Origin of the sequence: Mesorhizobium sp. M0019 (assembly GCF_040323975.1) — a bacterium.
Classification (GTDB): domain Bacteria; phylum Pseudomonadota; class Alphaproteobacteria; order Rhizobiales; family Rhizobiaceae; genus Mesorhizobium.
This window is the reverse complement of sequence record NZ_JAMYVK010000025.1, coordinates 23,071-47,292: the sequence shown is the minus strand read 5'-3', so window position 1 is coordinate 47,292 and position 24,222 is coordinate 23,071. Positions and strand designations below refer to the sequence as shown.

The 24,222-nt window shown below is 61.5% G+C and carries 26 protein-coding genes; 4 read left to right on the top strand and 22 right to left on the bottom strand.

Annotated elements, in window-relative coordinates; all coding sequences use genetic code 11:
• Positions 1-103: 103 nt before the first annotated feature.
• From ntrC to dusB, 3 genes are read right to left on the bottom strand one after another with little or no spacing between them, the layout of a single operon-like run.
• Positions 104-1,564: a nitrogen regulation protein NR(I) gene (gene ntrC, locus NKK47_RS18810; RefSeq protein WP_023675074.1), complete on the bottom strand. Its 1,461-nt coding sequence runs from the start codon at positions 1,562-1,564 to the stop codon at positions 104-106.
• Entirely contained in the window at positions 1,561-2,703 is a 1,143-nt protein-coding gene (locus NKK47_RS18805) for a two-component system sensor histidine kinase NtrB (RefSeq protein ID WP_023675075.1), read from the bottom strand. The genes ntrC and NKK47_RS18805 overlap by 4 nt, the downstream gene beginning before the upstream one ends.
• Positions 2,700-3,725, bottom strand: a complete 1,026-nt coding sequence (gene dusB / locus NKK47_RS18800; protein WP_352457490.1) for a tRNA dihydrouridine synthase DusB — start codon at positions 3,723-3,725, stop codon at positions 2,700-2,702. The genes NKK47_RS18805 and dusB overlap by 4 nt, the downstream gene beginning before the upstream one ends.
• 180 nt (positions 3,726-3,905) lie before the next feature.
• On the opposite strand from dusB, the gene NKK47_RS18795 reads away from it, so the two are divergent.
• Together NKK47_RS18795 and NKK47_RS18790 are read left to right on the top strand one after the other, a co-directional pair.
• Positions 3,906-5,126: a bifunctional 2-C-methyl-D-erythritol 4-phosphate cytidylyltransferase/2-C-methyl-D-erythritol 2,4-cyclodiphosphate synthase gene (locus NKK47_RS18795; protein ID WP_352457491.1), complete on the top strand. Its 1,221-nt coding sequence runs from the start codon at positions 3,906-3,908 to the stop codon at positions 5,124-5,126.
• Positions 5,123-5,632 (top strand): CinA family protein, encoded by a 510-nt coding sequence (locus NKK47_RS18790; protein WP_352577851.1) that lies wholly within the window; start codon positions 5,123-5,125, stop codon positions 5,630-5,632. The genes NKK47_RS18795 and NKK47_RS18790 overlap by 4 nt, the downstream gene beginning before the upstream one ends.
• Here NKK47_RS18790 and NKK47_RS18785 read toward each other — a convergent pair.
• The 11 genes from NKK47_RS18785 to eno all read right to left on the bottom strand — a co-directional run bounded on the left by NKK47_RS18785 (position 5,608) and on the right by eno (position 15,826).
• Positions 5,608-6,069: a type II toxin-antitoxin system RatA family toxin gene (locus NKK47_RS18785; RefSeq protein ID WP_352577850.1), complete on the bottom strand. Its 462-nt coding sequence runs from the start codon at positions 6,067-6,069 to the stop codon at positions 5,608-5,610. The genes NKK47_RS18790 and NKK47_RS18785 overlap by 25 nt on opposite strands.
• Before the next feature lie 12 nt (positions 6,070-6,081).
• Entirely contained in the window at positions 6,082-7,047 is a 966-nt protein-coding gene (lipA, locus tag NKK47_RS18780; protein WP_352457494.1) for a lipoyl synthase, read from the bottom strand.
• A 137-nt stretch (positions 7,048-7,184) separates the two neighbouring features.
• Positions 7,185-7,442, bottom strand: a complete 258-nt coding sequence (locus NKK47_RS18775; protein WP_023675081.1) for a GlsB/YeaQ/YmgE family stress response membrane protein — start codon at positions 7,440-7,442, stop codon at positions 7,185-7,187.
• Between the two features lie 99 nt (positions 7,443-7,541).
• Positions 7,542-8,987, bottom strand: coding sequence for a dihydrolipoyl dehydrogenase (gene lpdA / locus NKK47_RS18770; protein ID WP_352577849.1), 1,446 nt, complete (start codon positions 8,985-8,987; stop codon positions 7,542-7,544).
• 11 nt (positions 8,988-8,998) lie between these two features.
• Positions 8,999-9,637 carry an SGNH/GDSL hydrolase family protein gene (locus NKK47_RS18765; RefSeq protein ID WP_352457496.1) on the bottom strand — a complete coding sequence of 213 codons (639 nt, stop codon included), beginning with the start codon at positions 9,635-9,637 and terminating at the stop codon, positions 8,999-9,001.
• The gene (locus tag NKK47_RS18760; RefSeq protein ID WP_352577848.1) at positions 9,634-10,053 is read right to left on the bottom strand and encodes a hypothetical protein; all 420 of its coding nucleotides are present in this window, start codon (positions 10,051-10,053) and stop codon (positions 9,634-9,636) included. The genes NKK47_RS18765 and NKK47_RS18760 overlap by 4 nt, the downstream gene beginning before the upstream one ends.
• A 17-nt stretch (positions 10,054-10,070) precedes the next feature.
• Positions 10,071-11,447 carry a pyruvate dehydrogenase complex dihydrolipoamide acetyltransferase gene (locus NKK47_RS18755; protein WP_352457498.1) on the bottom strand — a complete coding sequence of 459 codons (1,377 nt, stop codon included), beginning with the start codon at positions 11,445-11,447 and terminating at the stop codon, positions 10,071-10,073.
• 18 nt (positions 11,448-11,465) lie between these two features.
• Positions 11,466-12,869 (bottom strand): pyruvate dehydrogenase complex E1 component subunit beta, encoded by a 1,404-nt coding sequence (locus tag NKK47_RS18750; protein ID WP_352577847.1) that lies wholly within the window; start codon positions 12,867-12,869, stop codon positions 11,466-11,468.
• Between the two features lie 15 nt (positions 12,870-12,884).
• On the bottom strand, positions 12,885-13,874 hold the full coding sequence (gene pdhA / locus NKK47_RS18745; RefSeq protein ID WP_245274631.1) for a pyruvate dehydrogenase (acetyl-transferring) E1 component subunit alpha: 990 nt from the start codon (positions 13,872-13,874) through the stop codon (positions 12,885-12,887).
• A 222-nt stretch (positions 13,875-14,096) separates the two neighbouring features.
• A complete protein-coding gene (locus NKK47_RS18740) occupies positions 14,097-14,417 on the bottom strand; it encodes an FtsB family cell division protein (RefSeq protein ID WP_023675088.1) in 321 nt (106 codons plus the stop codon).
• 134 nt (positions 14,418-14,551) lie between these two features.
• Positions 14,552-15,826, bottom strand: coding sequence for a phosphopyruvate hydratase (gene eno, locus NKK47_RS18735; protein WP_023675089.1), 1,275 nt, complete (start codon positions 15,824-15,826; stop codon positions 14,552-14,554).
• Positions 15,827-16,028: 202 nt separating this feature from the next.
• Here eno and NKK47_RS18730 point away from each other — a divergent pair, with 202 nt between their 5' ends.
• Positions 16,029-16,151, top strand: a complete 123-nt coding sequence (locus NKK47_RS18730) for a hypothetical protein (protein ID WP_084642452.1) — start codon at positions 16,029-16,031, stop codon at positions 16,149-16,151.
• Between the two features lie 77 nt (positions 16,152-16,228).
• Here the strand turns inward: NKK47_RS18730 and NKK47_RS18725 are convergent, their stop codons facing one another.
• The 7 genes from NKK47_RS18725 to NKK47_RS18695 form a co-directional block, all read right to left on the bottom strand.
• The gene (locus tag NKK47_RS18725; RefSeq protein ID WP_023675091.1) at positions 16,229-16,594 is read right to left on the bottom strand and encodes a PRC-barrel domain-containing protein; all 366 of its coding nucleotides are present in this window, start codon (positions 16,592-16,594) and stop codon (positions 16,229-16,231) included.
• A 122-nt stretch (positions 16,595-16,716) separates the two neighbouring features.
• Positions 16,717-17,568: a 3-deoxy-8-phosphooctulonate synthase gene (kdsA, locus tag NKK47_RS18720; protein ID WP_352457500.1), complete on the bottom strand. Its 852-nt coding sequence runs from the start codon at positions 17,566-17,568 to the stop codon at positions 16,717-16,719.
• Positions 17,565-18,452, bottom strand: a complete 888-nt coding sequence (locus NKK47_RS18715) for a VOC family protein (protein WP_352457501.1) — start codon at positions 18,450-18,452, stop codon at positions 17,565-17,567. Before NKK47_RS18715 ends, kdsA begins: the two co-directional genes overlap by 4 nt.
• A 96-nt stretch (positions 18,453-18,548) precedes the next feature.
• On the bottom strand, positions 18,549-18,836 hold the full coding sequence (locus tag NKK47_RS18710; RefSeq protein ID WP_352577846.1) for a Dabb family protein: 288 nt from the start codon (positions 18,834-18,836) through the stop codon (positions 18,549-18,551).
• A 102-nt stretch (positions 18,837-18,938) separates the two neighbouring features.
• Complete coding sequence (locus NKK47_RS18705; protein ID WP_352577845.1) at positions 18,939-19,073, bottom strand: hypothetical protein; 135 nt, start codon at positions 19,071-19,073, stop codon at positions 18,939-18,941.
• 368 nt (positions 19,074-19,441) lie between these two features.
• Positions 19,442-21,421 (bottom strand): bifunctional 2',3'-cyclic-nucleotide 2'-phosphodiesterase/3'-nucleotidase, encoded by a 1,980-nt coding sequence (locus NKK47_RS18700; RefSeq protein WP_352577844.1) that lies wholly within the window; start codon positions 21,419-21,421, stop codon positions 19,442-19,444.
• Between the two features lie 131 nt (positions 21,422-21,552).
• Positions 21,553-22,818: an NAD(P)/FAD-dependent oxidoreductase gene (locus NKK47_RS18695; RefSeq protein ID WP_352457504.1), complete on the bottom strand. Its 1,266-nt coding sequence runs from the start codon at positions 22,816-22,818 to the stop codon at positions 21,553-21,555.
• A 180-nt stretch (positions 22,819-22,998) separates the two neighbouring features.
• On the opposite strand from NKK47_RS18695, the gene NKK47_RS18690 reads away from it, so the two are divergent.
• Positions 22,999-23,655: a 5-formyltetrahydrofolate cyclo-ligase gene (locus NKK47_RS18690; protein WP_352577843.1), complete on the top strand. Its 657-nt coding sequence runs from the start codon at positions 22,999-23,001 to the stop codon at positions 23,653-23,655.
• Between the two features lie 13 nt (positions 23,656-23,668).
• Here the strand turns inward: NKK47_RS18690 and NKK47_RS18685 are convergent, their stop codons facing one another.
• Positions 23,669-24,142 carry an Lrp/AsnC family transcriptional regulator gene (locus tag NKK47_RS18685; RefSeq protein ID WP_023675099.1) on the bottom strand — a complete coding sequence of 158 codons (474 nt, stop codon included), beginning with the start codon at positions 24,140-24,142 and terminating at the stop codon, positions 23,669-23,671.
• Positions 24,143-24,222 lie beyond the last annotated feature (80 nt).

Sequence of the window (24,222 nt, the reverse complement as noted above, 5' to 3'; positions counted from 1 at the left end):
GTCGGATGTATGCAACGCATTGTGGCGATTATGCAACAAGTGTGGCCGAGACGGAAATCTTTCGGCAATCGATCCCCTGGAAAGCGCTCGTAAAGGGATTCGTCTAGACCTGCCTGGACGATTTGTAGACGTTGACGCCGAGTTCGCGAATCTTTTTGCGCAGCGTGTTGCGGTTGAGCCCCAGCAATTCGGCGGCCTTGATCTGGTTACCGCGCGTTGCGGTCATCGAGGCGAGGACCAGCGGGTATTCGACCTCGGAGAGGATTCGCTGATAGAGCCCGGCCGGGGGCAAGTCGCCGGCAAACGAGGCAAAATAGCGTTGCAGGAAATGCTCCACCGCCTGGCCGATGGAAAGGTCGTCGGGAATGAGGTTGCCGCCACCTGGAACGACAGGCCTTTCGCCGGTCTTCAACTCCGCCTCGATGATCTCGGCGGAAATCTCGTCCTGCGAATACAGTGCGGCCAGCCTGCGGATGAGGTTTTCGAGTTCGCGCACATTACCGGGCCATGGGTAGCGCTTCATCAGCTCGATGCCGCCGGTGGAAATGCGCTTGGTCTGCAGGCCTTCGCTGGCGCCGAGCTTGAAGAAGTGCCGGACGAGGTCCGGAATGTCCTCCGATCGCTCGCGCAGCGCCGGCAGCCTGAGCGGCACAACGTTCAAGCGGTAGAACAGGTCCTCGCGGAAAAGCCCCTGATTGATCAGCGTGCGTAGGTCTTTGTTGGTAGCGGCGACGATGCGCACGTCGGTCTTGATCGGCGTGCGGCCGCCGACCGTGGTGTATTCGCCCTGCTGCAGCACACGCAGCAGCCGCGTCTGCGCTTCCATCGGCATGTCGCCGATCTCGTCGAGGAAGAGCGTGCCGCCTTCGGCCTGCTCGAAACGGCCAGTGGAGCGGTTCTGTGCACCGGTAAAGGCGCCCTTCTCGTGCCCGAATAGTTCCGATTCGATCAGGTCGCGTGGGATCGCCGCCATGTTGATGGCGACGAAGGGGCCACCACGACGACGGCCATATTCATGCAGCGCGCGCGCCACCAGTTCCTTGCCGGTACCCGATTCGCCTGAGATCATCACCGTCAGGTCGGTCTGCATCATGCGCGCCAGCATGCGGTAGATGTCCTGCATGGCCGCCGAGCGGCCGACCAGCGGCATCGTTTCAGGCGGCTCGTCGGCACGCGTATCGATCTTGGGCCGCCGCGGCTCGGAAAGCGCGCGGTTGACGATGTTGAGCAGCTCCGTCAGGTCGAACGGTTTCGGCAGATATTCATAGGCTCCGGTTTCGGAGGCCCGGATCGCAGTCATGAACGTGTTCTGCGCACTCATGACGATGACCGGCAGTTCCGGTCGCGCCTTCTTGATGCGCGGCAGCATGTCGAAGGCGTTCTCGTCAGGCATGACAACGTCGGTGATAACCAGATCGCCCTCGCCCGCCGCAACCCAGCGCCACAGCGTCGAAGCATTGGAGGTGACACGCACGTCGTGGCCGACGCGCGAAAGCGCCTGGTTGAGGACTGTGCGGATGGCCGCATCGTCGTCAGCGACGAGAATATTGCCGCGAACGGTCATTTGCGGTCTCCTTCACCGTCGTCGTCGGTGCCAAACTGAGTTTCTTTCCACGCCGGCATCAGGATACGGAAGGTGGTCCCGCGCGGCGTCGATTCGCATTCAATAATGCCGCCATGCTCGCCGACGATCTTTGCGACCAGCGCCAGACCGAGACCGGAGCCGTTCGGCTTGGTGGTGATGAAGGGATCGAACAGGATCGGCAGGATATCCTCGGAGACACCCGAACCGTTGTCGCGCACGCAGAATTCCAATGGCAGCGACACGCGGTCCTGCGTTCCGGGCACGGAAACACGGATGCCCGGGCGGAAGGCGGTCGACAGCATGATCTCGCCCTGCGGATCGCTGCCGATCGCCTCGGCGGCATTTTTTACCAGATTGAGGAATACTTGGATGAGCTGGTCGCGATTGGCAAAGACCGGAGGCAATGATGGATCATAATCCTCTAATATCTTGATCCTCTTGGCAAAACCGTTCTTGGCGATTGCCTTGACATGGTCGAGCACGACATGGATGTTGACGGGGTAGCGGTCGATCGGCCGCTCGTCCGAAAACACCTCCATGCGGTCGACCAGCGAGACAATGCGGTCGGTCTCGTCGGTGATCAGCCTGGTCAGTGCGCGATCCTCGTCGGACGCCGACAGTTCAAGCAGCTGCGCGGCACCACGAATGCCCGACAGCGGGTTCTTGATCTCATGGGCAAGCATCGCGGCAAGGCCGGTGACCGAGCGCGCCGCACCGCGATGCGTCATCTGCCGGTCGATCTTGTCGGCCATTGAGCGTTCCTGGAACATTACCACGACGGAGCCTGGAAATTCCGTCACAGGCGCGACGTAGAGATCGACCACCTTCTCGATGCCGAGCCGCGGCGACGACACGTCCACCCGGTATTCGTTGACTGGCGCCCGGCGCTCGCGCACCTGGTCGACAAGCGTCAGCAGCGGACTGCCGAAAGGAATGAGCTTGTGCAGCGTATTGCGCGCGAGCATCGTGGCGCTCGAACGGAAAAAATCCTCGGCATCGGCATTGGCGAAGGTGATGAAGCCTTGCGGATCGACCATGATCACCGGCCGGCGAATGGTGTTGAGCACAATATGCGCGGCGTCCGCCATATCCGTGCTCTGTGTGACGGTGGCGTTCATGCCGCACTCCGCAGGTTCGCCGCTTCGGGAGCGCTTGAAAATACGTCGCGCAGCAAGGCAACGACACGCCCAGGCTCGAAGGACGTGAGTATGGCCTTGCGCCGGTCGTCGCTTGTCGCGGCGTGGCGGTCGAGATACCAGCCGAGATGCTTGCGCGCCTGGCGCAATCCGCTTTCCACGCCATAGAGCGTCAGCATGTCTTCGTAATGGCCAATGACGTAGTCGCCCAGCGCTTGCGGGCTGGCCGGCATGCCGGCTACCGGCTCGGCCAGCGCGGCCGCTACAATGCTGCCGGCCGTCCAAGGCGCGCCATAGTGCGCGCGGCCGATCATCACCGCGTCGGCGCCGGACTGGTCGAGGATCGACGCAGCCTCCGCCGGCGAGCCGACATCGCCATTGGCAACCACAGGGATCGAGACGGCCTGCTTGACGCGTGCAATGGCACGCCAGTCGGCCGTGCCCTGATAGAACTGGCAACGCGTGCGGCCGTGCACCGTCACCATCATCACCCCGGCCTGCTCAGCGCGTCGCGCCAGCATCGGCGCGTTGAGCGCGCCTTCGTCCCAGCCGAGCCGCATCTTGACCGTGACCGGCACGTCGACCGCGCCGACTACCGCTTCGATCAGCGACAGCGCGTGGTCGAGGTCTCGCATCAGTGCCGAACCGGCATAGCCGCCCGTCACCTTCTTGGCCGGACAGCCCATATTGATGTCGATGATGTCGGCGCCTTCGCCGGCTGCGATTCGCGCGCCCTCGGCCATGTGCACCGCCTCACGGCCGGCAAGCTGGACCATGTGGACAGGCAGCCCGGAATGACGGATGCGCAGGCCCGAGCCAGCCCTGCCCTTTGCAAGCTCCCCGCTCGCCACCATTTCCGAAACAACCAGCCCGGCGCCATGCGCATGGGCGCGCTGCCGAAACGGTTCGTCGGTGATGCCCGACATCGGCGCGAGAAACACGCGGTTGTGGATTCTCACGCCACCCACATCCAGCGGCGAAGCCAATTTGGTCACATCAGGCATGCACAAAAACCAAGCACCTTCGGTTGCTGCACATTCTCTAGCCAGAATGATGGCAATGTGCAACGCGCAATGTCGTGATATTAAGGCGCATTTGGGAAAATACGGATCGCCGCACCGCATCAATCCTGGGTCTTCCGAAAGCGATATCACTTTTCGGGATCATGCGCTAAGCGTCTCGGCATGAGAGATGTCAACGAAAAGCAAGCTGCGGACGACAAGGTCGCGGTGGTCATCGTTGCCGCCGGCCGCGGCGCGCGCGCCGGACAGGCCAAGGGGCCGAAGCAGTACCAGCAGATTGGCGGCGGCGCCGTTATCGCACGCACGCTCGACGCCTTTCTGACGCATCCGAAAATTGGAGCTGTCGTCGTTGCTATACATGCCGAAGACGACGCGCTTTTCCGCCGCGCCGCCGGCGCGAACGCCGACCGTGTCGTCGCGGTGATCGGCGGTACGTCACGCCAGGAGTCCGTCCGGCTTGGACTGCTGGCGTTGAGAAGCCATGCGCCGGGCCGGGTCCTGATCCATGATGCGGCTCGGCCGTTTGTCGATGCGGAACTGATAGACCGTACGATCGCCGCCATTGAAGAGCGCCAGGGAGCGCTGCCTGCTTTGCCCGTTGCCGATACGCTGAAGCGCGAAACGGCCGAAGGCATGATCGGCGAAACAGTGTCCAGGGCCGGGCTCCATGCCGCACAAACACCACAAGGCTTTCCGTTCTGGCCGATCCTGGCCGCGCACGAAAAGGCTCATCATCTGGGCAAGGCGGATTTTACCGACGATGCGGCAATCGCCGAATGGGCGCATATTCCGGTGAAGATCGTTCCCGGCTCGCCGGACAATGTCAAACTGACCTGGGCACGGGATATTGCAATGGCGGACCAGCGGCTTTCCAGCGCCCCACGTTTTCCCGACATCCGAACCGGCAATGGCTATGACGTGCATGCGTTCGAGCCCGGCGACCATGTCACCCTGTGCGGCGTCGCCATTCCACACGACAGGAAGTTATCCGGCCATTCGGATGCCGATGTCGGTCTCCATGCCTTGACCGACGCCCTGCTGGCCACCTGCGGCGCCGGTGACATCGGCACGCATTTCCCGCCCTCCGACCCGCAGTGGAAAGGGGCCGCTTCACGCATCTTCGTCGAACACGCGGTGAAGCTGGTGCGCGAGGGCGGCGGGCGCATCGCCAACGCCGACATCACCCTGATCTGCGAGGCGCCGCGCGTTGGCCCGCATCGCGAGGCCATGACCGAAACGCTTTCTGCAATGCTGCGAATTTCGCGCGACCGCATCTCGATCAAGGCGACAACCAATGAGAAGCTCGGCTTCGTCGGCCGTGAGGAAGGCATAGCGGCCATCGCGACCGCCAGCGTTGTATTTCCAGGGGATGTCCCCGAGTGAGCAATAGCGATCTCGCAGATGCCCTGCTTCAGGCCTGCCAGCAGCGCGGCATCATGCTGGCGACGGCGGAGAGCTGCACCGGCGGCATGATCATCGCCGCGCTGACCGACATCGCCGGCTCTTCCGCGGTGGTCGATCGCGGCTTCATCACCTATTCCAACCAGGCCAAGACCGAGATGCTCGGCGTCTCGGCCGCTACGCTCGAAGCGCACGGCGCGGTCTCGCGCGAGACTGCGGTGGAGATGGCGGCCGGGGCCTTGGCGCATTCGCCGGCCGGTCTCGCGCTGGCGGTGACTGGCATCGCCGGTCCGGGCGGCGGCTCGGCGGAGAAACCTGTCGGCCTGGTCTGGTTCGGCGTTGCCGTGGCTGGCCGGCCGGTGGTCAGCGAATGCCAGCTGTTCGCCGACAAGGGCCGTGATTTCATTCGCCGGGAGACGGTCCGACATGCGCTTGAACTGGGTCTGCGCGCGCTCGCCGCGGATCAGGCTGTCGATGGCGCGCCGTAGATGATTTCGGCACGTTTCTCGAACGCCTCGGAGAACATGCGGAAGGCGCGGTCGAACATGGTTCCCATGAGCGCACCCAGAATGCGGCTCTTGAACTCATAATCGATAAAGAAACAGACGTTGCAACCGCCGCCGTCCGCCGGGTCGAAGCGCCAGACATTGCTGAGATATTTGAACGGGCCGTCGATATATTTGACGTCGATGGCGTTCTCGTCAGGCTTCAGCAGCACCTGCGTGGTGAAAGTCTCGCGGATCGCCTTGTAGCCGATGCTCATGTCCGCGATGAGCAGGGTGCGTCCGTTGCGTTCCTTGCGCGAACGAACCGTAAGTGCCTCGCAAAGCGGCAGGAATTGCGGATAGGATTCGATATCGGCAACCAGAGCGAACATCTGTTCCGGCGTATGCGCGACGCGGCGATGGGCTTCGAATTGTGGCATGAAACCAGTGTGTTAGGCGGACTTCCTGAGAAACGCTTCGCGCGCCGCGCGCAACCTGGCAAAGTCGTCCCCGGCATGGTGCGACGAGCGCGTCAGTGGGCTCGACGCTACCAGCAGGAAGCCCTTGGTCCTGCCGATCGTCTCAAAGGACTTGAATTCCTCCGGCGTGACGAAGCGGATCACCGGATGGTGCTTCTTCGACGGCTGCAGATATTGGCCGATGGTCATGAAGTCGACATTGGCCGAACGCAAATCGTCCATCAGCTGCAGGATTTCGTTCCGCTCCTCGCCAAGGCCGACCATGATGCCGGACTTGGTGAAGATCGAGGGGTCGAGTTCCTTGACCCGCTGCAAGAGCCTGATCGAGTGGAAATAGCGCGCACCCGGCCGAACAGTCAGATAGTTCGACGGAACGGTCTCGAGATTATGGTTGAAAACGTCCGGCTTGGCCGCCACGACGATCTCCAGTGCACCGTCCTTGCGCAGGAAATCGGGCGTCAGGATTTCGATCGTCGTCGACGGGGTTGCTGCCCTGATCGCACGGATGACATCGGCAAAATGCTGGGCCCCGCCATCGGCGAGATCGTCGCGATCGACGGAGGTGATGACGACATGGCTCAAGCCCATTTGCTTGACCGCATGCGCGACACGCGCCGGCTCGTCGGGATCGAGTGCGGTCGGGATGCCGGTGGCGACATTGCAAAAGGCGCAGGCCCGCGTGCAGATCTCGCCCATGATCATGAAGGTGGCGTGCTTCTTCTCCCAGCACTCGCCGATATTGGGGCAGCCCGCCTCTTCGCAAACCGTCACCAGTTTGTGAGACTTCACGATTTCGCGCGTCTCGGCATAGCCTTTCGACATCGGCGCCTTGACGCGGATCCAGTCAGGCTTGCGCAGTACGTCCTGATCCGGCTTGTGCGCCTTTTCAGGATGCCGCAGGCGCGGCGCATTGGCAATCGTGTCGAGGACGGTGACCATGTGAAACCCGGCTCATTGGCAAGCGCTTGTCCAGCGCTCGCTCTACCCACGTCATCTAGGACTTTTCGGCGAAAAGAAAAAGGCCGCGATCACGCATGCCGCGGTGGCCTTTTTCGCATAGCAAGTGCCGACAGAGGTTAGCGGCGCACCAGTCGTCCGACCGCAATCAGAATGCAGGCACCGATGAAGCCGGTGATCAGATAGGCTATCCAGCCGACGCCGAAGATGCCGATGTTCAGGGCCTGCAAGATGGCGTTCAACACGATTGCGCCGACAATGCCGAGAACGATGTTCATGAGGATGCCGGTATTGCTCTTCATGACCATCTCGGCGAGCCATCCCGCCAGGCCGCCGATGATGATGGCTGCAACCCAGCCCACGCCGTTCATTTCCATATGCCCTCTCCTTGTATGATGGATGATGCCTGCGAAACGAATTGCTCTGCCGTCGAGTTCCTTTGTGTCTTCCGTGTGAGACTCGCCCCAACTAATTTATCATGCATTCAGTGCGCGACCATAGGCGTCGAGTACACTCTCCTTCATCATCTCCGACAGCGTCGGGTGCGGGAAGATCGTGTGCATCAGCTCTTCCTCGGTGGTCTCCAGATTCATCGCCACGACGAAGCCCTGGATCAGTTCGGTTACTTCTGCGCCGACCATGTGGGCACCCAGCAACTGGCCGGTCTTCTTGTCGAAAATGGTCTTGACGAAGCCTTGGTCCTCGCCGAGCGCAATCGCCTTGCCGTTTGCCGCGAACTGAAAGCGGCCGACGCGGATGTCCTTGCCGTCGGCTTTCGCTTTGGCTTCCGTCAGTCCGACCGAGGCGACTTGCGGATTGCAATAGGTGCAGCCCGGGATCTTCAGCTTGTCGATGGCATGCACGCCGGGGAAATTGGCGATCTTTTCCACACAGACCACGCCCTCATGCTCGGCCTTGTGGGCGAGCATCGGCGGTCCGGCAACGTCGCCGATGGCGTAGACGCCCGGCACATTGGTCTTGCCGTAGCCGTCGACGACGACGCAACCGCGGTCCGTCTTCACGCCGAGCGTCTCGAGGCCGAGGTTCTCGATATTGCCTTGTACGCCGACGGCCGAGATCATGCGATCGGCGGTGATCTTCTCGACCTTGCCGTCCTTCATCTCGACATGCGCGGTGACCGAGTTAGTGCCCTTCTCGACCTTGGTCACCTTGGCTTCTAGGATGATCTTCATGCCCTGCTTCTCGAACTGCTTCTGCGCGAATTTCGAGACCTCGGCGTCCTCGACCGGCATCACAGCCGGCAGCAGTTCGACCACCGTCACCTCGGCGCCCATGGTGCGGTAGAACGAGGCGAACTCGATGCCGATGGCGCCCGAGCCCACCACCAGCAGCGATTTCGGCATCTCTTTCGGCACCATCGCCTCGAAATAGGTCCAGATCAACTTGCCGTCAGGCTCGATGCCAGGCAGCGCGCGCGGCCTGGCGCCGGTCGCCAGGATGATGTGCTTGGCGCTATAGGTGCCCTCGCCCTTGACGCCCTTGGGCGCCGGCGGCTGCGGCTCCATCGGCTTCTTCGACGATTTCGACACGACGATCTCGCCAGGTTTGGTCAGCTTGGCTTCGCCCCAGATGACGTCGACCTTGTTCTTCTTCATCAGGAAGCTGACGCCGCCGTTGAGCCGCAGCGAGACCTTTCGCGAGCGATCGACGACGGCGGCTGTGTCGACGCTGACCTTGCCATCGATCTTCAGGCCGTAGTCCTTCAGATGATCCGAATAGTGCATGATCTCGGCGGAGCGCAGCAGCGCTTTGGTCGGAATGCAGCCCCAGTTGAGGCAGATGCCGCCCAAGTGCTCGCGCTCGACGATCGCCGTCTTGAAGCCAAGCTGGGCCGAACGCACTGCAGTGACATAGCCGCCGGGGCCGGAGCCGATGATGATGACGTCGTAGTTCTCAGCCACGGCTTTCTCCTTCACAATTCCAACATGAGGCGCACGAGCGGCGCCAGCGCTTGCCCGACGTTCCGCGTGTTTTCCGCGTCCAGGTGGACGCCGTCGAGCGGCGTGGTTTTGGCCACCGTGCCGGCATCGAAGAAGCCGCAGCCGGCCTCGTCGGCAAGGGCGGAATATTGCGGCGCCAGCCGCTTTGATGCGTCATCGCCGCCGGCGAACATTTCCTTGAACTCGGCGTTTTCCGTGCGGCTGACTACGGGCGGCGCGACGATCAGGATCTGCGGCGCCGGCCAATCGAACGGGTAATCGTGACCGCGCACGATATCGATCAGGCGTTGCATGCCTTGTTTGGCCGCGACCGGATTACCGTGAATCCACGGCTTCATATCGTTGGCGCCGAGCATGATGACGATCAAGTCGATCGGCGCATGCGTCGTCAGGATGGTTGGCAACAGCCTTGCGCCATTGCGGTCCGCTCCGGCCAAGTGATCGTCAAAGGCGGTGGTTCGGCCATTCAGGCCTTCGGCGATGACCTCGACGCCGCTGCCCAATGCCGCCTGCAGCACGCTCGGCCAGCGATCTTCCAGCGGATGCCGGCCAAGGCCTGCCGCGTCATAGCCCCAGGTAAGCGAATCGCCGTAGCAGAGGACCGTCTTCATGTGCCTGCCCCGCCGAAACCTGGTTGCGAGCGCGCCAATCGCCAGCGCACGAAAAGCCACTGGACCAGCACCGTAGCGATGCCTGGCAGGACGAGACCGGCGACTATGGGAAGATCGCCCGACCACTGGCTCTTGCCTGGGGGCTGGGAGAAAGTCCAGCCGATCAGGAAAACTCCAACGAGAACAAAAAACGCTACCCCTATGGTCGCGGTCAGCTTTGTTGCCCGTCGTGGGTCCGACATGAATTGTGCGATGAAGAACGCGACCGTCACGAGGACGATGACGAGAGCCGAGATCATGAACACAAGGATGTACTCTACGTCGGCATTGGTGGCGACGGCGAGCCACTGCGCCACCAATCCGCCCGCCAAACCGGAAAGAAAGAAGGCAAAAAGGCTGGTGAAGAATTTCCGCACCGCCCTGTTCCCCTCTCTTAAACCAGCATGCCCATCGGGTTTTCGACCATGCGTTTGAAGGCGACGAGCAGCTCGGCGCCGAGCGCACCGTCGACGGCGCGGTGATCGGTCGACAACGTCACCGACATGATCGTGGCGATCTTGATCTCGCCGTTCTTGACCACCGCGCGTTGCTCGCCGGCGCCGACCGCCAGGATCGTCGCATGCGGCGGGTTGATGACGGCAGAAAAATCCTTGATGCCGAACATGCCGAGATTGGACACCGCCGTGGTGCCGCCCTGATATTCTTCCGGCTTCAGCTTGCGGCTGCGGGCGCGGCCGGCAAGATCCTTCATCTCGTTGGAGATGACGGACATCGTCTTTTCGTCAGCACGCCGGATGATCGGGGTGATCAGGCCGCCGGGGATCGATACGGCAACGCCGACATCAGCGTGCTTGTGCTTGATCATGGCGTTTTCTGTCCACGACGCATTGGCATCCGGAACCGCCATCAGCGCCATGGCAAGAGCCTTGATGACCATGTCGTTGACCGACAGCTTGTAGGCCGGCGTTTCGCCCTTCTCGGTCTTCTTCACCGGCGCGGCCGCATTGATCTGCGTGCGCAGGGCCAGAAGTGCGTCGAGCTCGCAGTCGAGCGTCAGATAGAAATGCGGGATGGTGGTCTTGGCTTCGACCAGCCGCCGCGCAATGGTCTTGCGCATATTGTCGTGGGGGACCAGCTCGTAGGAGCCTTCGGCAAACAGTTTGAGCACCTGCTCGTCCGACATCGCCTTGGGTGCTGCGGCCGCAGGTGCCGGAGTGCCGGCGGGCGCCGCTTTTGCTGCTGGTGCCGCCTTGGCGCCGCCACTGGAAATTGCGGCATCGACATCGGCCTTGACCACGCGACCATGCGGGCCGGAGCCTGTCAGCGCCGCGACATCGACGCCGGCTTCCCTGGCAATGCGCCGGGCCAGCGGCGAGGCGAAGATGCGCTCACCGCTTGCGTGGCCGTTGGCGACCGGCACCGCTTCCGCCTTAGGCGCAGGTGCGGCAGGCTCCTGCTTCGACGCTTCGGGCTTTGATGTTTCAGCTTTGGGGGCTTCCGCTTTCGGAGCCTCAGCCTTGGCCGGCGCAGCGCCATCACCGCTTTTGGCGGCAGAAGCAGCATCCTCGCCCTCGGCAGCCAGCACCGCGATCAGCGCATTGACCTTGACGCCTTCTGTGCCGGCCGGAACCACCAGCTTGGCGACCGTGCCCTCGTCGACGGCTTCGACTTCCATCGTCGCCTTGTCGGTCTCGATCTCGGCAATCACGTCGCCGGGCGAAACCTTATCGCCTTCCTTGACCAGCCACTTGGAAAGATTGCCCTCTTCCATTGTGGGCGACAGCGCCGGCATGGTGATGTTGATCGGCATTTTGTCCTCCCGCCCTGCTCAGCGATACGTGACGGCTTTGACCGCCTCGACGACCTCGCCGACATTGGGCAGCGCCAGCTTTTCGAGGTTCGCCGCATAGGGCATCGGCACGTCCTTGCCGGCAATTGTAATGACCGGTGCATCGAGGAAATCGAAGGCGCGCTGTGAGACCTGATTGGCGATATGGTCGCCGACCGAGTTCTGCGGAAAGCCTTCCTCGACCACCACGAGGCGATTGGTCTTTTTGACCGAGGCGATGATCGTGTCGAAGTCGAGCGGGCGGATGGTGCGCAAGTCGATGATCTCGGCATCGATGCCCATGCCACGCAACTCCGCCTCCGCCTTGAGCGCGTAGGTCATGCCGATGCCGAACGAGACGATGGTCACGTCCTTGCCGGATTTGTGAATGCGCGCCTTGCCGATCGGCAACACGAAATCGTCCATCCTCGGCACGTCGAAGGAGTGGCCGTAAAGGATTTCGTTTTCGAGGAAGATGACCGGGTTCGGATCGCGGATCGCCGCCTTGAGCAGACCCTTGGCGTCGGCGGCGGTATAAGGCATCACCACCTTCAATCCAGGAATATGGCTGTACCAGGCGGCATAGCACTGCGAATGCTGCGCGGCGACGCGGGCAGCAGCGCCGTTCGGGCCGCGAAAGACGATCGGGGCGCCCATCTGGCCGCCGGACATGTAGAGCGTCTTGGCGGCTGAATTGATGATCTGGTCGATCGCCTGCATGGCGAAGTTGAAGGTCATGAATTCGACGATCGGCTTCAGGCCGGCCATCGCCGCGCCAACACCAACGCCGGCAAAGCCGTGCTCGGTGATCGGCGTGTCGACCACGCGTCTCGGACCGAATTCCTGCAACAGGCCTTGTGTGATCTTGTAGGCGCCCTGGTACTCGGCGACTTCCTCGCCCATGACGAAGACGTCGCCGTCGCGGCGCATTTCCTCCGCCATTGCGTCGCGCAAGGCTTCACGCACTGTGGTCGAGACCATTTCGGTGCCGGCCGGGATGTCCGGATCGGCGGCAATTTCCAACCTGGGCGCAGCGGCAACAGGTGCTGCCGCTTCGCTCTTGGCCGCAGCAGCCGCGGGGGCCGGAGCGGCAGCGGGCGCTGCTGCTTGCGCCTCAACAGCCTCCTCGCCGATACCTTCGCCTGCCTCGTCGATGTCTTCGCCATCGACGGCCAGCACAGCGATCAGCGTGTTGACCTTGACACCTTCGGTGCCGGCAGGAACCACGATCTTGGCAAGCGTGCCGTCGTCCACGGCTTCGACTTCCATCGTTGCCTTGTCGGTCTCAATCTCGGCAATGGCGTCACCCGCCGCGACCTTGTCGCCCTCTTTCTTCAACCACTTGGAAACATTACCCTCTTCCATGGTCGGCGAGAGGGCGGGCATGAGAATTTCGATCGGCATGTCCTTGCCCTCTCGTTAAAGTACGATGTCGGTCCAGAGCTCGGACGGATCCGGCTCCGCGTCGTTCTGGGCAAATTCTGCGGCGTCGGCGACAACGTCGCGGACTTCCTTGTCGATGGCCTTGAGCTCGTCCTCGCTTGCCCATTTCTTGTCGAGCAGCCGCGCTTTGACCTGCTCGATCGGGTCACGTTCGGAGCGCATTTTCTGCACTTCTTCCTTGGAGCGGTATTTTGCCGGATCCGACATCGAATGGCCGCGGTAACGATAGGTCTGCATTTCGAGAATGAGCGGCCCGTTGCCGGCGCGGCACCATTCGGCGGCGAGGTCGCCGGCTGCCTTTACAGCGCGCACATCCATGCCGTCGACCTGGATGCCTGGAATCTTGAAGGACGCGCCGCGGTGCGAGAAATCCGTCTCGGCCGACGAGCGCGAGACCGAGGTGCCCATGGCGTAGCGGTTGTTCTCGATGATGTAGATCACCGGAAGCTTCCACAGCGAGGCCATGTTGAAGCTTTCGTAGACCTGGCCCTGGTTCGCCGCGCCATCGCCGAAATAGGTCAGCGTCACATTGTTGTTGCCGCGATAGCGGTTGGCGAAGGCAATGCCGGTGCCGAGCGACACTTGCGCGCCGACGATGCCGTGGCCGCCGTAAAAATGCTTCTCCTTGGAGAACATGTGCATGGAGCCGCCCTTGCCTCTCGACAGGCCGCTACGGCGCCCGGTCAGTTCGGCCATGACGCCGCGCGGTGACAACTCCATGGCCAGCATATGACCATGGTCGCGATAGGCGGTGATCATCTGGTCGCCGTCGATCAGCGCCATCTTCATGCCGGTAACGACCGCTTCCTGGCCGATGTAGAGGTGGCAGAAACCGCCGATGAAGCCCATGCCGTAAAGCTGGCCGGCCTTTTCCTCGAAGCGGCGGATGAGCAGCATGTGCCGGTAGGCGGCAAGCTCCTGGTCTTTGGTGAATTCAACAGGCTTCGGGGTGGAAAGGCCCGGCATCTTGCCGTCTGATTTGGATTTGGCAGGCGCTTTTCTGGTGGCGGTGGCCATGCATCACTCCCTGTTGGCGTCTCTTGGCGGACAGCGAGGGAGATCAGTTCTCCCACCGATTTGAGGCAGGCTAACATGCAGGGAAGGCTTTCGCCATGCCGAAAACGCATGGCTGTCATGCATCTAAGCAATTAAAATCATTGCAAATATCGCTGATTAACTGAGATCAGGTTATCTTGCGACCGGCAGCATGATGGTGATCTCGTCGGCGTGGGACAGATTAAGCGCCTTGCGCGCCTGCTCGTCCAGCATGTCCTTCTCCAGCGTGCCCTCATGCATCAGCTGAACGCGGCGCTCGAGATCGATCCGGCGCGCCCTGACGGCATCGAGCCTGCCCTGCAATTCGGCAGTCTCAGCTTCGAGCTGATACTTGGAATAGATGCCGAACTCGCCATGATAGGCATGGAAACCGAAATAAGTCAGGAACACCACGCAGAGCGAGGGGATGATCAGCCGGCCGGTGTTTCTTTGCTTGTGCTGGCGTGTCCACATGGTCCGAATCCTCTACGCCGCCTTTGTCGCCCGATTGTGCTTAATGGACAGTTACAGCCTGTTGGATTCAGAGCCTGGAAGCAAAAAAGGGCGGGAATGTCCCCGCCCTCGTCGCCACGGATTTTCTCTCGAAATCAGCTTTTCACGATCGACTTGCCGGCATATCGCGCCTGCTTGCCGAGCTCCTCCTCAATGCGGATGAGCTGGTTGTACTTGGCCATGCGATCCGAGCGCGACAGCGAGCCCGTCTTGATCTGCCCGCAATTGGTGGCAACGGCGAGGTCGGCGATGGTCGAATCCTCGGTCTCGCCCGAGCGGTGCGACATCACCGCGGTATAGCCGGCCTTGTGCGCGGTCTCGACGGCGTCGAGCGTTTCGGTAAGCGAGCCGATCTGGTTGACCTTGACCAGGATCGAATTGGCGACACCCATGCGGATGCCGTCGCGCAGCCGCGCCGTGTTGGTGACGAACAGATCGTCGCCAACCAGCTGCGTTTGCTTGCCGATGAGATCAGTCAGTATTTTCCAACCGTCCCAGTCATCCTCGGCCAGGCCGTCCTCAATTGTGATGATCGGGTAGTCGGCAGCGAGTTTGGCTAGATATTTGGCCTGCGCCTTCGGGTCGCGGGTTTTCCTCTCGCCTTCATAGACGTAGTTGCCATCCTTGAAGAATTCGGTCGCCGCGCAGTCGAGGCCTAGCGCAACCTCCTCGCCGGGCTTGAAGCCAGCCTGCTCGATCGATTCCATGATGAAGTCGAGCGCGGCCGGCGCGCTCTTCAGGTTGGGGGCAAAGCCGCCCTCGTCGCCGACATTGGTGTTATGGCCGGCGTCCTTCAGCTTCTTTCGCAGCGTATGAAAGATCTCCGAGCCCCAGCGCACGCCGTCGCGTAGCGTCGGCGCGCCGATCGGCAGGATCATGAATTCCTGGAAATCGATCGGGTTGTCGGCATGCGCGCCGCCATTGATGATGTTCATCATAGGCACCGGCAGCACATGGGCCTTGGTGCCGCCGACATAACGATAGAGCGGCAGGTCGGCCGCTTCGGCCGCGGCCTTGGCCACAGCCAGCGACACGCCGAGGATGGCATTGGCGCCGAGCCGGCTCTTGTTGGGCGTACCATCGAGCTCGATCATGGTCTGGTCGATATGGATCTGATTCTCTGCCTCCATGCCGCCGATCGCCTCGAACAGCTCGCCGTTCACCGCCTCGACCGCCGTGAGCACGCCTTTGCCGAGATAGCGGGGGCCGCCATCGCGCAGTTCGACCGCCTCATGCGCGCCGGTAGAGGCACCGGACGGCACCGCGGCGCGACCCATCGAGCCGTCTTCAAGCACGACGTCGACCTCGACGGTCGGATTTCCGCGGCTGTCCAGGATTTCACGCCCGACAATGTCGATGATGGCCGTCATTGCGATGTCCCCGATTGATCGATTGAAGCGTCGCGCACCTCTTAGCCAAAGCGCCGCAAAACGCAATCGGGGCACTTGCAAATATTGCCCGTGCGCTACGGATTCACGAAGCACGAAGCGCTGTCATCATTTGTCATACGCGGCATGCCGGTTTCTGGTTTATGGCTGTTGTCGCGCGGGGCGAAACAGGAGGAGTTTCGCCATGTCCCAGTTGAGCGGTATTGTGAGTTTGTTCCTGATCGCGGCTGCGTTCCTGACGTCGTGCGACAATCAGCAACCCCCGCAGGGATCGTCGCCTTTGCCGGCCCTGCAGATTGCGCAGTAGCATCCCGCCACATCGAAAGGCCCCCGATTTCCTGGGGGCCTTTTTGATTCCAGGAGACTTAGTCAGTGCCAGTAAGGTCAGTGCCAGTAAGGCTCGACCTTGTAGTAGTTGTATGAGGCGTCACGCGCGGCCTCGCCGTCGGCGCCGGTCAGCTCGTTGATCGAATAGGAAGGAGCGGCCATCAGCTGGTCTTTGGTGAACGGCACGACATAGCCGCCCTTGTTCTCATCATAGTCAAGGCTCGCCCACGGAATGGCGTGGTATTTCTCGCCGATGCCGAGAAATCCGCCGAAACCGATCACGGCAAACATGATTCCGTTCGACAGTTTGTCGAGCATGACGTCCTCGATGTCGCCGATATGAGTGCCTTCCGTATTGTAGACCGATGTGCCGATAACCCGCGAAGCGGCGATGGCTTCGGTGTGTCCCGTCTGGGTCGTCATGGTGTGCTCCTCGTCGTCGTTGACATTAGATTTTGACAATGAGGGCCGCGGGCTAAGGTTCCAGGCGGGTTCGAAATTCTTCAAAGTTTTCTTGGCCGCGCTGCTGTGGCGCAACTGCTGGTTCAACCCACGCTTTTGGCAATGCGATCGAACGCCATCAGCCGTTCAAGCAATGCGGGAAGATCCTTTAGCGGCACCATGTTGGGACCGTCGGAAGGCGCGTTGTCGGGGTCCTGGTGCGTCTCGATGAAGACGCCGGCGACGCCAACCGCGACGGCCGCGCGCGCCAGCGTCTCGACAAAGCGCCGGTCGCCTCCAGACGAACCGCCCTGCCCACCCGGCTGCTGCACGGAATGGGTGGCATCGAAAATCACCGGCGCGCCGATCTCGGCCATGATCGGCAGCGCCCGCATGTCGGACACCAGGGTGTTGTAACCAAAGGATGCGCCGCGCTCGGTCACCAAGACATTGGCGTTGCCGGAGCCGGTGATCTTGGCGATGACGTTCTTCATGTCCCACGGGGCGAGGAATTGGCCCTTCTTTACATTGACCACCTTGCCGGTTCTTGCCGCAGCAATCAGCAAATCGGTCTGCCGGCTGAGGAAGGCAGGAATCTGCAGAATGTCGACATGCGGCGCGACGATCGCGCATTGTTCCTCAGTGTGGACGTCGGTCAGGATCGGCAGCGAAAAATTGTTGTGCAAATCGTCGAAGATCGGCATTGCCGCTTCAAGTCCCGCACCGCGCGTGCCGCCGAGCGAGGTGCGATTGGCCTTGTCGTAGCTGGTCTTGTAGACGAGCCCGATTCCGAGCCGTTCCGTCAATTCCTTCAGTGCACCGGCCATGTCGAAAGCGTGCTGCCGCGATTCCAGCTGGCATGGACCGGCGATCAGCGATAGGGGCGCGCTGTTGCCGAAAATGACCTTGCCGATCGCAACGGAAGAATTTGGCATCAGAGGATTGAGCTTGTTCATGCGATCTCCAGGAAAATGAAGGCTGCGCCCTGCCCTGGCGCCGGCGGCACGATGATATCACCGCCGCGTATGTCGTGTTCGACGGAATTGGCTGCAAGCAGCTTTGCGACGGTGTCGCCGTGCCTAACCGAAAAGACGATCCCAGCAAAGCGGAGTTCAGATGGCGCGCCGGCAGGAATGCCGAAACGTGCCGAATAGGCTGCAGGATCCAGAACGGTCACGACGGCATTCGGCAGCTCATAGACAGTGCCGCCGCCCTGCGCCTTGATCCCAGCCGCGATCGAAATCACATTGCGTTGTTCGAAGGGTTCGCCACTGACTGCCACGATTTCGACAATGCCGGTTGCGCCATTAGCGTGGGCCTGCAACGCAGTGCGGTCGACGTTCGGCGCATTGATCCGCTCGCAGGCGAAGAGAAAAGCGTCCGTTGCCTTGCCTGTAGCCGCAAAGGCCAGTTTGAACGATGCGGTGTCGCTTTTTCCCGTCGCATCAGCGAAGGCGCGCGAAAAGCTGAGCATGTCTCCCGCCGACAGGCCGGCTTCGATGAAGCGCGCGTGGTCCGCGGCGGCGCTTTCGGTGCCCAGCGCCACGGCAGAAAATCCTTCATCGCCGTTTTCTTCGCGATACGTGCGATCACGCACGACAAAGACATTGCGGTTCGCGATCGCCGTTGCCGCGGCCTGCCGGTCAGCGACCGCGAGCGGCTCGAGATAGGTGCCGTCGGTGAGGAAGACACAGCAGTTTTCGGTTCCGAAAGGGTGGATACCTGTCGGCGCAACGGTAAAGCCGAGCAAGGTCAAGCGCGCCCGCGCAACATCGAGGCTCGCTGTCGGCAGCACCAAGTGATCGAGCGGATGAGGGCTTGCGGGGGTGTTCTCTGTCATGTCCCGCGCGATGTGCCTCATTCCTGAAAATGGTTCAAGGGCTTGGCCGACGCCTCAGCGGAAAGACCACATCAGCGCGTAGGGGACGGCGGGTCGTCAACTTGCAACGATGTCGGCCGAATAACGCAATTCGCGCAGAGGTTTGACCCGGCTGGTCGTCTCTGCATAGAGCGGATGCGCCTTGTAGGCGGCGAGCGCCGCTTCGTCCTCGAACTCGGCATAGACGACCACATCGATTTCATCCGAGAGCGGGTCGACCTTGGTGTTGAGCATCACCTCGAAATGGCGCGAGTGGGGTATCTTGCCGAGCGCCAGCAGACCCGTACGCACTGCCTCGACGTCCACTTTACGCCGTGCGCTGAAGAAAACGATATGCCGGATCAACCCAGCCTCCTGGACCGTTGGACCGGCGTTCTTTTGTGTCAGCGGGAGCGTGCCGTCAATCGGCAGGATGTCGCGTCGGCGAACCGTGGCGAAAAAGAGAAACTACACCATGCTGGTTACATAGTGCACGACGCGGGTCACCTCCCTGATGATCCTGTCGAGGTAGCGGCCTTGGTTGTAAATGCCGTCCCAGATCAGGAAAAAGGTGACGGTCGTGATGATGATGACATAACGCATGGCTAAAACTAGCGCATATGGATGCTTGCAACCATAGTGATTCCGGCCCTGCTGGGACCCTCCCCGAATTTTAACGGCCTTTGGTCTGTCCGCTGCGATGCTTGCTGGCCAGAATGGCGCTACCGCTGCAGGGCGCCTTGGAAAGATAACCCCGCTCGGCTTCGACGACCGCTTCCCGCCTCGATCGACCAACTGCCACACGATTATTCCGGTGGGATTTCGACGGACGCGCTGGATCTGGTCATGCCGCCGTCAAGCGGCGTTTCGCACCACCTGCTTGAAGAGGGCCCCTGTCTCAAACGGATTGGCCGTATCGGGACAGTATCTTAACGCTGAGACAGTTTCGAGCCGACGCTCAAATCCTTGCCTCAAAGCGTGATGCGGTATTTTGCAAAGCCCGCTTCGCCCTCGCCCGCCGGCTCGATCTTCAGCGACTTCACTTGCGCAATAAACTCCTTCGCCTTGGCGCCGGTCTCGAATACGACGCTGGTTCCCGGTAGTGGCGCAAACGACCAGTTGGCGTCCGCCGACGGGTTGATGGTGCCTTTGCTGACGATATAGCGCACGATCACGTCGCGGTTGGTGTCGGGCGCTTCGTAGATGATCTTCGAGGCATTGATCTCCGGGAAATTGCCCCCGCCGCCGGCTCGGTAGTTGTTGGTGGCGACGACGAATTTCCGCTTGGGACCAATTGGTTTGCCGTCGAACATCAAGTCAATGATGCGGGTCGAGCCAGCATTCACCAGCCCGCCCTTCGAATCATATTTCGATGGCTGCGACAGATCGATCCGGTAGGTAACGCCGTCGATCACGTCGAAATTATAAGACGGGAAGTCGGTGTTGATGAGCGCCTGGTCGGCTTTGCCGGGCTCGATCCGGTTGAAGATGCCGGCCGACATTTCCAGCCATTCCTTCACCTCTGCCCCGGTGATTTCGACGGCGCGCACCGTGTTTGGATAGAGGTAGAGGTCGGCGACGTTCTTGATGGCGATATCGCCCACCGGTACGTCGGTGTAATAGTCGGCGCCGTTGCGCCCGCCCGCCTTGAACGGTGCCGCCGCCGACAACAGCGGCATATCCTTCCACTCTGTGTTCTTCAGGATGTCCTTCAAGTACCAGGTCTGCGCCTGGCTGACGATCTGCACCGATGGATCGTCGGCGACCAGCGCAAAATAGGAATAGAGCGGCGCCGAGGTTTTGCCGACCGGCCGGCGCACATAGGCAAGCGTCGCCTCGTGGTCCTGTTTGAGCGCGTCGACGATGCGCTGGTCGTCCGCGACGGTCGGCTTGTTCGTCTTGTCGACCCGCTCAAAGATCGGCCTGGCCTCAGAGGTCGTCGAAACGATTTTCCACGTCGATCCGTCGCGCTCCAGCAACAGATCGATCAGCCCCATGTGCGAGCCCCAGAAGCCGGCCATGACGGCGGGCTTGCCTTGCAACGTGCCTTTCGCCGTATCGACGGCTTCCAGCGACTGAAAGTCCTTCTTGCCGGGGAAGACCAGATGCTGGTGGCCGGTGAACACCGCATCGATACCTTCGACACCGGCAACGAAGAAGGAGGCGTTCTCCATCATGTCGCTTTGCTTCACGTCGATGCCGGAATGGGAGAGCGCAATGACGATGTCGGCGCCTTCTTCCTTCATTTGCGGCACCCACGCCTTGGCCGCCTCGACGATGTCGCGCGTCTTGACGCTGCCCTCGAGATTTTTCAGGTCCCAGACCATGATCTGCGGCGGCACGAAGCCGATGATGCCGATCCTGATCGGTTGCTCGGTGCCCGACCCGTCTTTGATGTTCCTTTCGAGGATGACGTAAGGCTTGAGATAAAGCTTGTCGTCGCGCGGGTTCGCGGCGAGCTCCGTGCCGCGGATCAGGTTCGCGCAGACAAACGGGAAATTGGCACCGGCCAGCACCTTGTCCATGAACGACAGGCCATAGTTGAACTCGTGGTTGCCGAGCGTCGAGCATTCGAAGCCGAGCAGGTTCATGCCCTTCATGACCGGATGCAGATCGCCATCCTTCATCCCCCTCTCGTAGGCGATGTAGTCGCCCATCGGGTTGCCTTGCAGAAGGTCGCCATTATCGATCAGCATCGCGTTGGTTGCTTCCTTGCGCACGGCTTCAATCAACGATGCCGTTCGCGATAGCCCCATCGTGTCGTTAGCTTTGTCGGCGTAATAGTCGTAAGGCAGCACATTCACGTGGATGTCGGTCGTCTCCATAATCCTCAGATGCGCCTGATTGGCTTGAGCCCGGGCGGAGAACGGGTGCAGCATGATCAGCGCTCCGCTGGCGGCAACGCCGGCGAGGAAATCGCGGCGTGAGACGAGGTGGCGCAATTGGGACATTCGTTCTCTCTTCCTTCCACGACGTGACAAGTCCTGCCCGAAGCAAAGCTTCGCGCCGAAATCCAGCCGAGTCCAGAAGCCGATTCCATCAAGAGGAGGTGACGCGCCGATGAATGTCCGGCAGCGAACAATCAGCCCTTATCGTCGTCGCCCTGGGTGATCAGCCGCGCGCTGCGCTGACCGGTGAAGTAGATCCATAGCCAACTCAGGGAAACCGCAAGCCGGTTACGAAAGCCGATCAGGAAGTAAATATGCGCCAAGCCCCATAGCCACCAGGCAAGCCGGCCGGTAAGCTTGATCCAGCCGAAATCGATGGCCGCCGCGCGCTTGCCGATCGTCGCCAAATCGCCGTCATGCCTGTAGCTGAAAGGACGCGGTGTCGCGTCACCGGCAAGCCTTGCCTTGATCGCCGTGGCGACGTGCCGTCCCTGCTGCTTGGCGGCGGGCGCGACGCCCGGCACCAGCCGGCCATCCGGTCGCAGGACGTGCGCTACGTCACCGATGACGAAAATCTCCGGGTTTCCCGGTACAGTGAGGTCGGGCTCGACCAGCACCCTGCCCGCGCGGTCCGCTGCCGCGCCGAGCCATTCGGCGGCCGGCGAAGCGGCGACGCCCGCCGCCCACAGGATTGTCCTGGCCGGCAAATGCCTGTCGCCGAAGACGACACCCTCGGCATCGCAGCGCGTAACCGCCCGGCCGAGTTCGACGGTCACGCCGAGCCGTTCGAGCGCCTTCATTGCATAATCGGAGAGTTCCGGCGCGAAATTGGCAAGAACGCGGTCGCCGGCCTCAATCAGCACCACACGCGTCTGCCGCGTGTCGATGTTGCGGAACTCGCCGCGCAGCGTGTCATGCGCCAGTTCGGCAATGGTGCCGGCCAATTCCACGCCGGTCGGCCCGCCGCCGACGATCGCCAGCGTCAGCAGTGCCTGGCGCTTGGCGGGATCGGTTTCCCGCTCGGCCTGCTCGAAAGCCAAAAGAATACGCCGTCGAATGGTGGTGGCGTCCTCCAGTGTCTTCAGGCCCGGCGCGAACGGCTCCCATTCGTCATGGCCGAAATAGGCGTGCCGCGCACCGGTGGCCAGCACCAGCGTGTCGTAGGCGACCGTGCCGCCGTCCTGCAGCAGCACCCGCTTGCCGGTGCGGTCGATGCCAGTCACGGTGGCAAGCAGCGTCGTCACGTCCTTGCGCCTGCGCAGGAGATGGCGGATCGGCCAAGCCACTTCGGAGGTGGCCAGGGCCGTCGTCGCCACCTGGTAGAGCAGCGGCTGAAAAAGGTGATGATTGCGCCTGTCGATCATGGTGATGCGCACCGGCGCGCCGGCAAGTGCGCGGGTGAATTCGAGGCCGCCGAAACCGGCGCCTACGACGACGACGTGATGGTTGGCTATGTTCATCTCACTCATCCCTCTCGCCAAGGCTGATGTAAGTATCGTTGTGCAGTGCAGCAATGCCTGCGCTGCAACTGCCTGGGACTCGTCTCTTGATGTCGTGAATACGCATGCTGCAGACTCATTCCCGGATATAGCTTACGTCCCAGATACGACTTGGTTGGAATAGTACATTGCAGGTGAAGCATGGCTAGGAATGAAGATGAAGACCCAGCGCAGTACGCCTCGCCGCCTTGTTTTATGCACGAGCTCGATCCGGAGTTCCAAGCGCCGCTATCCGACTGGACCGACGTAAGGCGCTGGCGCAAGGCCGAGCGCGAGCGGTTGATCGTATCCCGCCTTGCCGTTTCGGCCGACACGCGCACAGCCATGTCGCAGCGCATTGCCGAAGGGCTCGACGCGGTGATCGGCGACATCGCCGGCCGCATGGTCAGCCTCTATTGGCCGTTTCGCGGCGAGCCGGACCTGCGCCCGTGGATGGAAACCGTTAACGCGCGGGGCGGGCGCACGGCGATGCCCGTCGTCGTCGAGAAAGACCGGCCGCTTGTCTTTCGCGCCTATGCCCACGGAGACCGGCTGGAGAAGGGCGTCTGGAATATCCCGATACCGGCCGAGGGTGATCCGGTGTTGCCCGACATCGTCATTTCGCCGATCGTCGGCATCGATCCCGGGCAGTTTCGCCTGGGTTATGGCGGCGGCTTCTTCGATCGCACGCTTGCCGCGATGCCCTTCAAACCGCTGGTCATCGGCGTCGGCTACGAACTGCAGCGCATCGTCACCATCTACCCGCAGCCGCACGACATTCGGATGGACCGTGTGGTGACCGAGGCAGTCAACACCTAGGCGAGTTCGGGGCCTAGGCGAGTTCAGGCTTCATTCCCACGGCCGTGCGATCGACGATTTCGCGCAAGGCAAAAGACGAATTGATCTTCGTCACATGCGGCATTGCCGACAGCCACTCCTTGTGGATGCGTTCGTAGTCGACGAGATCCTTTGCCGCGATGCGCAGGATGTAGTCATATTCGCCCGACATCAAATGGCAGGACAGGACGTTCGGGCAGCGCTTTATCGCTGCCTCGAAATCCGACAACGTCTTCTCGAATTGCCCGGACAGCGATATATGCACGATCGCCGTCATCTGGTGCCCAAGTGCAGCGTTGGACAGCCGTGCGTGATAGCCGCGGATGGTTCCGGATTTCTCCAGATTGTCCAGCCGCCGCGAACAGGCCGACTGCGACAGGCCAACCTTCTCGGCGAGCGCTGCGTTGGGTATCCGCCCGTCTTTCTGCAGCGTCTCGAGAATGGCGATATCAATCCTGTCGAGCGGCATTTTTGCGGGTTCCTGCGATAATTCTAATGTTTTGCGCAACGATTATCGAACAGTGGCCTCTCTGGCAAGCGCATTCGCAA